Raw genomic sequence first — 9,455 nt, 5'->3', positions numbered from 1 at the left:
CGCCAGCCGCCTCATGACGCTGGACTGCGCGGCCCGCATGGACGCGGGCCTGCCGGTCAAGCAGCAAAGCGCCATGACCAAGGTCTTCGTGTCCGACGCCGTGAACCGCGTGGCCGACCGCGCGGTGCAGATGATGGGCGCTCTGGGTCTGTCCGACGACACGCCGGTGTCGATGATCTGGCAGGAGATGCGCCCTTTCCGCATCTACGACGGCGCCAACGAGCTGCACCGCGCCACGCTGGCGCGCCGGCTGCTGGCGCAAGCCTGAACTTCCCTGGAGACGACGATGGAAAATCCCGAATTCCAGGCCTACCGCCTGCACGCGGGCGAACCGCCGCAAGGCCGCTTCGAGACGCTGACCGCCGACCAGTTGTCTGCCGGCGACACGCTCATCAAGGTGGCCTATGCCGGCCTGAACTACAAGGATGCGCTGGCGCAGGCGGGACGCGGCGGCATCGTCCGCGACTATCCCCGCATCGGCGGCATCGACCTGTCCGGCACCGTGGTGCATTCCGCCGATCCGGCCCTCGCGCCGGGCCAGGAGGTCGTCGTGCACGGCTTCGGCGTGGGCGTGGATTGCGACGGCGGCTATGCCGAGTTTGCGCGGGTGCGCCATGACTGGGTGCTGCCGCTGCCCGCCGGCATCGGCCTGCGCGACGCGGCCGTGCTGGGCGCGGCCGGCTACACCGCCGCGCTGTCGCTGCACTGGATGGAACACTGCGGACTGACGCCCGCGCACGGCGACGTGCTGGTCACCGGCGCCACCGGCGGCGTGGCCGGCGTCGCCATCGACATCCTGAGCCAGCGCGGCTACCGCGTCTGCGCCATGTCCGGCAAGCCGGACGCGGCGGACTATTTGCGCTCGCTCGGCGCGCAGGAGGTGATCGCCCCGCCCGATCTGTCGGCCGGCATCAAGCCGCTGATGAGCGCGCGCTGGGCGGGCGTGATCGACTCCGTGGGCGGCGCGCTGCTGGCCCACGCGCTTTCCAGCGTGAAGCCGGACGGCGTCGCCGCGGCCTTCGGCAACGCGGGCGGCGCGGAGCTGCCCACATCGGTCATCCCCTTCATCCTTCGCGGCATCAAGCTGCTGGGCATCAATGCCAACAGCCCCATGCCATTGCGGCGCGAGGTCTGGAACAAGCTCGCCGGCGAATACCGCCCCGCGCACCTGGACCTGATCGCGCGCGTCATCGAACCCCAAGCGCTGCCGCAGGCGCTTGCCGCCATGCTTGAACGCGGCAGCACCGGCCGCAGCGTCGTCCGCTACTCCTGAACGCCGATATCCATGAACCCGTCTGCCCTCCCCTCCCTGTCCCGCCTCTTCGATCCGCAAGGGATTGCCATCGTCGGCGCCTCGGCCACGCCCGGCAAGATCGGCGCGATGCCCGTCAGCCTGCTGTTGCAGCACGGCTACGGCGGCCGCATCGTCCCCGTGAATCCCCGCGCGGACACCATCGCCGGCCTGCCCGCCGTACCCGGCCTGGACGCGCTCGATGCGGACATCGACCTAGCCATCCTGGCGGTGCCTGCCGCCCACGCCGCGCAGGCGCTTGAACGCGCCCGCCCCGGCCAGGTGGGCGCGGCCGTGGTGTTTACCTCCGGCTTTTCCGAAACGGGCGAACAAGGCGCCGCCGAGCAGGACAGGCTGTGCGCCATCGCGCGCGAGCGCGGAATCCGCCTGCTCGGGCCGAATTGCCTGGGCTTCATGAACGTGCGGCGCAACGTCTACGCGACGTTCTCGCCCGCGCCCGCCAACGGCATCGTCGCCGCCGGCGGTATCGGCATGGTGACGCAAAGCGGCGCGTTCGGCGCTTACGCCTACAGCATGGCGCGCGAGCGCGGCCTGGGTTTGTCGCACTGGATCAGCACCGGCAACGAGGCCGACATCGACGTTGCGGACTGCATCGAATGGCTGGCCGGCGATACGCATACCCGCGTCATCATGGCCTACATGGAAGGCTGCCGCGACGGCGCCAAGCTGCGCCGCGCCCTGTCCGCGGCGCGTGCTGCCGGCAAGCCCGTGGTCGTGACCAAGATCGGCCGCACCCAGGCCGGCGCGCAAGCCGCCGCCTCGCACACGGCGGCCCTGGCCGGCGACGACGCCGTCTACGACGCGTTGTTCCGCCAGTACGGCGCCCTGCGCGCGCGCACTATCGAGGAATTCTTCAACCTGGGCTATGCGCTGGACACCTGGAAGCAACCGCCGCAAGGCCGCCGCCTGGGCATCTTCACCATCTCCGGCGGCGTGGGCGCGCTGATGGCCGACGACGCCGCCGACAGCGGACTGACGCTGCCCGAACCGGCGGCCGACGCGCAGGCCAGGCTGCTGGAACGCGTACCCTTTGCCAGCGGCCGCAATCCCGTCGACGTCACCGGCCAGGCCGTCTCCGAGCCCGGGCTGCTGCTGGCCACCGCCGACGACATGCTGGCCGATGGCCGGTACGATGCCTTGGCCGTCTTCCTGGCCGCCGCGGGTTCGTCCGAAGCGTTGTGGCCCACCTTCGAAGCATTCGCGCAGCAGATGCAGGCGCGCCATCCCGACGTGCCGCTGGCGATCAGCGCGTTGTTCCCGCCCGCGCGACGGCGTGAACTGGAGCGTCTGGGCTGTCTGGTCTTCCCGGATCCCAGCGCCGCCGTCCGCACGATAGCGGCAGTGGCCGCAATGGCGTCCCATGCCGGCCACGGGACGACGGAAGCGGATCCTTACCCCGCCACTGCGAACAGCGCGCCGCTACGGGATACCTATACCGAAATCCAGGCCATGCAACTGCTGCGCGAGGCCGGCATGCCGGCCTCCCCGTGCACGCTGGCAGCCGACGCCGAGGCGGCGGTGCGCGCCGCCGCCGGCCTTTGCGCGGCGGGCCAGGACATTCCCGTGGTGCTCAAAGTCGTCTCGCCCGATATCACGCACAAGAGCGACGTGGGCGGCGTCAAGCTCAACATCCGGGGCGAGGATGCGGTGCGGCGCGCTTACGCCGACATCATGGCCTCGGTGACCCAGCATCGGCCGGACGCCCGCATCGAGGGGATACTCGTCGCGCCCATGGCGCCTAAAGGCGTGGAGTGCATTGCCGGCGTGCATTGCGACCCCGTGTTCGGACCCGTGGTCATGTTCGGACTTGGCGGCATTTTCGTCGAGGTGCTCAAGGACGTCAGCTTCCGGCTGGCGCCCTTCGGCCGCGATGAGGCGCTGGCCATGATTCGCGAGATCAAGGGCTATCCGCTGCTGCAGGGCGCGCGCGGCGCGCCCCCGTGCGATGTCGATGCACTGGCCGACGCGCTGGCCACCCTATCCCGCTTCGCGCATGCACGTGCGGGGGATTTCAGCTCGGTCGAGATCAATCCCTTGCTGGCGCTTCCCGATGGTCAGGGAGCGATGGCGCTGGACGCGGTGGTGATTCGGGAAGGCAGGCAGGAATGAGTCACGGATCGTTCGAACCCGTTCCATCTATTGTTCCTTCAGCCCCAACGAATTCAGCGCCGCTGGATGCGGTGCGCGACTGGTAAGCGGGATCGGGCGCCGGCAATGCCCGGCGCCCGTCCTTCAAGCGATCAGAAGCGCCAACGCACATTCACCTGGGCGCCGTGTTCGCGGCTGTCCTTGGCGAGCTGGCCGGTATAGCTCACGCCCAGGGTGGTCGCGCGACCCACGGCGAGGTCCGCCCCGAGTTCAAGCACGGCCGCGTCGCGCGCGATGGGCGCACCGATTGCCGTGAAAGGCTGGCTACCCTCGAAAGCCAGCAGCGACGTCGGCGTCACGTCGCCGAACAGGTGGCGCCAACCGACCGTGGCGCGCAGCTGGCCCGCCAGCGAGCCCAAGTCGACGTCTTGCGTGCCGCGCAGGCCCAGCGTCGTCGTGGTCTGCGTGGTGCTCGTCGAACGGCCCGACAGCGCGGCCGCTCCGCCCGATTCCGTGAACGAACGGGTGCGCAGGTCACTCCATGCCACCCCCACGAACGGCTCCAGCGTGGCGCGCGCGGTGGCGTCCCAGCGATAGCCCAGCTCGGTGAAAAGCTGCGTAGTACTCGCGCCGTAATCGGCTTCGAGCTTGGCCGCCTGGCTGAGCGCGGAGCGCTCGGTCGAAATATCGTGCCAGGTATAACCCGCGCCCAGCATCAGTTTCCAGGCGCCGGGGCCGGCGTCGAACGACCGGCCGCCATACAGGAGGGCCGTATAGCTTGAGACATCCGCACGCGAGGCGCGGTCGCGCGTGTCGATGCGGCTGTCGGCATAGCCGAGGGCCGCGCCCGCCCGCCAGCCTGCGCCCACCGCATGGTCGGCGCCCACGAACACGCCTCCCATGTGTTCACGGGTGCCCGCGGTGTTGCCATTGCCGTCTTGCGTGCGCCAGTTGCCGAAGATCTCGGCCCACGCAGGCTGGGCGTTCGAGGCGGGGAGCGTGCTGGCCGACGGTGCGGCATCCGACACGCCCGCTGCCGCCGTCGGTGCACCCGCGCGCAGGCCCGCATCGAGGTTGGCGCGCAGTTTGTTGAACGTCAGGGCGCGCGGTTGTGCCGCGCTCTGCGACAGCGAACCGGCCACGCCCGCGTGCGCTTCGCCCGACAGGCTATCGAACACCGCCGGCGGCTGGCCCTCCTGCAGCGTCAGCACGAATTCGTGCAGGGCATTGCTGGCCGGCAATGTCTCGAGGGCGCGGGCCACTGCGCGTTGATTGCCGCTTTGCGCCAGATCGGAGAACGCGATAGGCCGGGTCGGCGTGGGTGCAGGCGGGGTGACCGGATTGACCGGATCAACCGGCGTGACGGGGTCGACGGGCACCTCCTTGCGCTCCAGCGACAGCGTGACGCGTTGCGTGCCGTAGGTCAGCGTGGGATCCAGGTAGGCGAAGTTCGAACTCACCGACCGGAACGTGCCGTCCAGCGTGCCCGACGTGAGGATGGTGTAGGTGCGGCGTGTGCCGAAGCCGCCGTCGGCGCCCACGTGCAGGACCGAACCGTCGATCGCGGTATGGCCGCTCACGTCGATACGGTCGCTGTTGTTGGAGGCGGGGTCTGCCTCGACCTCATAGACCGAGGTGGGCGAGAAGGTCAGATCGCCTGCGATGGACAGGGTGCCGATGCCGTTGCCGGGCGCGATGCGCGCGCCGTTGCTCAGGTAAGTGGTGCCCACCGTGCCGGAGCCGCCCAGCGTGGCGCCACTGGCAACCGTGACGGGGCCGCCCAATTGGCCGTTGCCGCCCGCCGTTCCGACGATCAGGCTGCCCGCCTGGACCGCCGTGGGGCCGGTAAATGCACCGCTGTCGCCGGTGAGCGTGAGAACGCCAGCGCCCATCTTGGTCAGGCTGCCCGCCCCGCTGATCTGACCCGTGTAGGTTGCCGCGGCCGGCTGCACGAAACGCAGGCCGGCGACCGCGTCGATGCGGGCGTCACTTTGGAAGTTGGCCGCGTCGACGGCCAACGTCCCTTGCGTGAGATCCCAGTTGCCCGACGACGTGCCGGTCAGCGTCAGGATTGAACCACCCGTCTTCTGCAGCGTGCCGGTGCTGGAGATGTTGCCGGCGAAGGTGCCGGGCGTCGCCTGCTCGAACACCACGGCGCCCGCGTTGGCGACGTTGCCTCGAATGGAGCCCGCGTCGCCGATCAGCGTGCCAGCGCTGACGATGGTGTCGCCGTACGCTTGTGTGCCGGACAGGCGCAACGTGCCCGGGCCGGACTTCAAGAGGCTGCCGGTCCCGTTCAGGGGTTGCGTGATCGTGAAGGTGTTGGCGGCATCCGCGATATTGAGGCCGCCGCCGGCAGCGCTCCACTCGATGGCGCGCGCGGTGTCGTTGAAGGTGTTGCCGGTGATCTCGAGCGTGCCGCCTTGAAAGCGCAACGCCGCCGTGGGACCGCCCAGGCTTGCGTCGCGCGTCACGGACAGCGTGCCGCCGGACAGCACCGTTTTGCCGGCGTAGGTGTTGGTGCCAGTCAGCGTCAGCGTGCCGGATTCGGTCTTGTCGATGCCGCCCATGCCCGAGATGACGGCGCCGATGGTGGCGCTCTCGCCGCCCAGCACCCGGATCTCGCTGCCGGCGCTCTTGGTTTCAAGGGTGCCGGCGCCGATCAACGTGTAGCCGCTGGTGACGAACTGCAGGCCAGCGAAGGATTGCGTGCCGGCGACGGCGATCACGCCGCCGGCCGGGGTGATGAAGGCTGCGTGGTTGCCCTGCCATTCGATGGGCATGGTGCCGCCATCGTTGAACCAGTTGGTGCTGACGCCATCCCAGGTCGGGCCGCCCGCCCACTGTTGCAGCGTTGGGCTGCCGGCCACGCCGATGCGCAGATCCACGATGTTCGGCATGTCGTAGACCAGGCTGACGGGGCCGGACAGCCCCGTGGGCACGTTGCCGATCTGCAGCGTGCCGGAGCGCGCGCCGTCGTAACGGAGGACGCGGTAGTAGCCGACGCCTGTGTAATTCGCGGGATTCAGCAGGTCGAAGTTGCCGTTCAGTGTCAGATCGCCGCCAACCACGCTGTACGCGTTGCCAAGAGCCGGCCTTGAGACGGTCGGGGTGCTGCCGAGGGTATAGGCAAGGGTCGAGCCGCTAGCCAGCGTAAGGTCGTTCGTCACGCTGACGCCGGTGGAAGCACCGATGCGCATCGTCGCGCCGGCGTCCAGGACGGCGCTGCCAATGTCGCCGGAGCCCGTCAGTTGGCTGCCTGCCTGCATCCGGACGGCGCCCGTGGTGCTTCCGGTCACGCTGAGCTCGCCGCCTTCGACGCGAATCTGGCCCGTGTGATTGACAGAGTTTCCGCTCAGCGTGAATTTGCCTGAGCCCGTCTTGACGAGATCGCCTGCACCGATGATCGTGCCGGACAAGCTCGAGTCGGCGTTGTTGCCGCCGAAGGTAAGCTGACCGCCATTCGTGATGGTGCCTGAGCCGGAGAGGCTCGCCACCGTCTGCGCCGTGCCATTCATGTCGAACGTCGCACCGAACCCGACGTTGAAGTAGCCAGTCCCGAGCACGTTGTTGGCTCCGGCAGTCAGGGTGCCACCGCCCACGCTTGTGCCGCCAGTGTGCTCGTTCGCGCCGGTCAGCCGGACCTGTCCTGTTGTGCTGATCAGGCCCGTCCCGCTGATGACACCGTTGAACGTTTGTGGGGTGTTGCCGCCGAAGAGAACCGTATTGGCGCCCAGCAGAACGCGGGAGCCACTGACACCCGACAGGCCGTTGAACAGGCGCGGGCCGGTCGCGCCGCTGATGTCCAGCGTGCTGCTCGCATCGTTCAATGCCACCACCGTGGCCGAAGACAGCAGGCCGATGCCTGCGAGCGCAACGGTACCGGCGTCCACAGTCAGCCCTTCGATCCAGTTTGCGCCCGCCAGGGTCAGCGTACCCGTGCCCCGCTTGACCAGCGCGCCGGTGCCGTTCGCAGTGCCAGCAAACGTAGTGGCCGCCGTCTGGTTGACGATCAGGTTGTTGGCGCCCAACTGCAAGGTGCTGCCGGCCACGCCCGACAGCGCGCCGAATTCCCTGGCGCCGTTGGCGCCACTGATGTCCAGGACCGCTGTTGCGCCATTCAGCGTGGTTAGCTGCGCGGCGGGCAGCGCGCCCGCACCGGTCAGGGCGAGCGTGCCCTCCCGGATGACAGTGTTGCCGGTGTAGCTTTGAGCGCCGGACAGGGTCAAGGCGCCTGTCCCGAGCTTGGTGACGTCGCCGGTGGTGGTGATCGTGCCGCCAAACGTCGTGTCGGCGGTCGAGGTGAGGGCAACGGGAAGCGTGCCTGCCGTGACGCGGGATCCGGACACGCCCGAGAGGTTGTACAGGTTGGACGCGGTGCTTGCCTGCGAAAGATCCAGGACGGCGGTTGGGCCAGTGAGCGAGACCGGGGCAGCACCGCTCAGCCTTCCGGCGCCGCTCACGAACAGCGTGCCGCGTTCGACGGCGATGCCGCCCGTCGCACTCACGTTGCCGGTCAGCGTGAGGTTTTGCAGGCTCGTTTTCTGTAGACTGCCCGCGCCCGAAATCGGGCCTGACAGCGTGAGCGCGTTGCCGAACACGTTCAGGGTACCGCCGGCATTCAGCACGACGGCGTTGGTCGGGCTCAGATCGAAAAGCGTCTGCAGCGTCGCGTTTCCGCTGACGCGCAGTGGCCCGGTGCCCAGCGCCTGAGCGTCGCCAATGTGAAGGGTGCCGCCGTCGAGCAAGGTGCCGCCGGTGTAGCTATTGGCGACGTTCAGCACCAGCGGGTAGCTGCCTGTCTTGGTGAGTTGCCCGGCGCCGGAAATGTCGCGGCTGGAATAGAAGGTGCCGTCGCCGACGGTGAGGCCGCTGGTCCCCAACTCGATGTTTTGGTAGATGTCGATCCGCGTGGCGGGCGTGATGCTGGCCAGCGTGCCGCCTTCGGCGCGCAGGATGCCGGCTACTGGCGTACCCAGCGAGACACCGTTCTCGATGAGGGCAGTGCCCCGCAGCGTCGTGTCCCTCGACGAGCTTCCCCCGGTAATCGTCCATACGCCGCTGTCGATGATCAGCGTGTCGAAGTTCACATAGTTCTGAAGCGCCATGGCGCCTGTGGGCGAGATGCCCGCGCTCAGCTCGAGCGTATTGCCGCCGGCTCCACCGCCATCCACGATGCCCGCCGATGCAAAATCGATGCGTGCCGAGGTCGTGCCGAGAAAGGTGAGGTATCCCGGGGCGGTGCCGGCGCCCCGCAGTACGCTCGACCCCGTTTTCGCGATGAATCGGTTCCCGCCGCCGTTGCCGAGCGAGACGCTGCCCGTGATCGTGCCAGCGTTGGTGAAAGTGTTGCCCGGCGCGGACGCACCAAAGCCGATACGGCCGGTAATGGTGCCGTCGTTGGTCATCAGCACTTGCGCGCCGCCAGGCGCGGCGATCGCGATGGCATCTACGTTGGCGATGCCGGTGATGCCATCCCGGGCCTTCGCGGTGATCGTGCCCCCGTTGTAGATCGTGGTGCGTCCAGCGTTGCCCGACCGCTGATTGTGCACGATGATGGCCGCGGTAGAAGGCGACGTCGCGCTGGTGAAGGCACCCGAAATCGCCCCCCCGGCGTAGTTCATGATGTTTTTGGTGCTGACCGTCTCGCTGATCATGCTTACGCCAGAGACGCCCGCCCCCGCCTGGATAGGCCCATTGGTTTGTGGGTCGATCGTGCCGTAGTTCGTGAGCGACGTCCCCGAACCCCGAAGGTTGATCGGGCTCGCGGTAGCGGAGGCGTTGGCGCCCATTCGCACGCCCGTGTTGACGCGCACGCTCATGCCATCGGCGCCGCTGTCGTAATTGGGCTGGGCGGGATCGGTGATGGCACATACGACATCGGTCCCCGTCTCCAGGCACGCAGCCCAGGCGGGCGCGCCCATCACCGCGGCAATGGCCGCGCACAAGCCAGACAGCGCGAAATGCCTGACCTCGCGCGAGGAGGGACGGGACAACATGGGGTGCATGCTTCGGACTCCAGAGAGGCAACCGAAGCTCAGGTGCAACGAACTGA

Annotated in this window: 4 protein-coding genes; 3 read left to right on the top strand and 1 reads right to left on the bottom strand. The window is 68.6% G+C overall.

All coding sequences use genetic code 11. The features are described 5' to 3' along the window. From RT697_RS21110 to RT697_RS21100, 3 genes are all read left to right on the top strand, one after another. Positions 1 to 268, top strand: a 268-nt coding sequence (locus RT697_RS21110) for an acyl-CoA dehydrogenase family protein (protein ID WP_313701540.1), incomplete at its 5' end; no start/stop codon positions are given. A gap of 18 nt (positions 269 to 286) precedes the next feature. Then, the gene (locus RT697_RS21105) at positions 287 to 1,273 is read left to right on the top strand and encodes an acryloyl-CoA reductase (protein WP_313701539.1); all 987 of its coding nucleotides are present in this window, start codon (positions 287 to 289) and stop codon (positions 1,271 to 1,273) included. A 12-nt stretch (positions 1,274 to 1,285) separates the two neighbouring features. Continuing rightward, entirely contained in the window at positions 1,286 to 3,421 is a 2,136-nt protein-coding gene (locus tag RT697_RS21100; protein ID WP_313701538.1) for an acetate--CoA ligase family protein, read from the top strand. 131 nt (positions 3,422 to 3,552) lie between these two features. Here the strand turns inward: RT697_RS21100 and RT697_RS21095 are convergent, their stop codons facing one another. Next, a complete protein-coding gene (locus RT697_RS21095) occupies positions 3,553 to 9,408 on the bottom strand; it encodes an autotransporter domain-containing protein (protein ID WP_313701537.1) in 5,856 nt (1,951 codons plus the stop codon). Positions 9,409 to 9,455 lie beyond the last annotated feature (47 nt).

Source organism: Achromobacter sp. (assembly GCF_032113835.1).
Classification (GTDB): domain Bacteria; phylum Pseudomonadota; class Gammaproteobacteria; order Burkholderiales; family Burkholderiaceae_B; genus Achromobacter.
The sequence above is the reverse complement of the archived record's forward strand: the minus strand, read 5'-3'. Positions and strand labels throughout refer to the sequence as shown.

Coding starts and splice junctions, on each gene's coding strand:
- RT697_RS21105 (WP_313701539.1), top strand. CDS start 287: ATGGAAAATCCCGAATTCCAGGCCTACCGCCTGCACGCGGGCGAACCG.
- RT697_RS21100 (WP_313701538.1), top strand. CDS start 1,286: ATGAACCCGTCTGCCCTCCCCTCCCTGTCCCGCCTCTTCGATCCGCAA.
- RT697_RS21095 (WP_313701537.1), bottom strand. CDS start 9,408: ATGCACCCCATGTTGTCCCGTCCCTCCTCGCGCGAGGTCAGGCATTTC.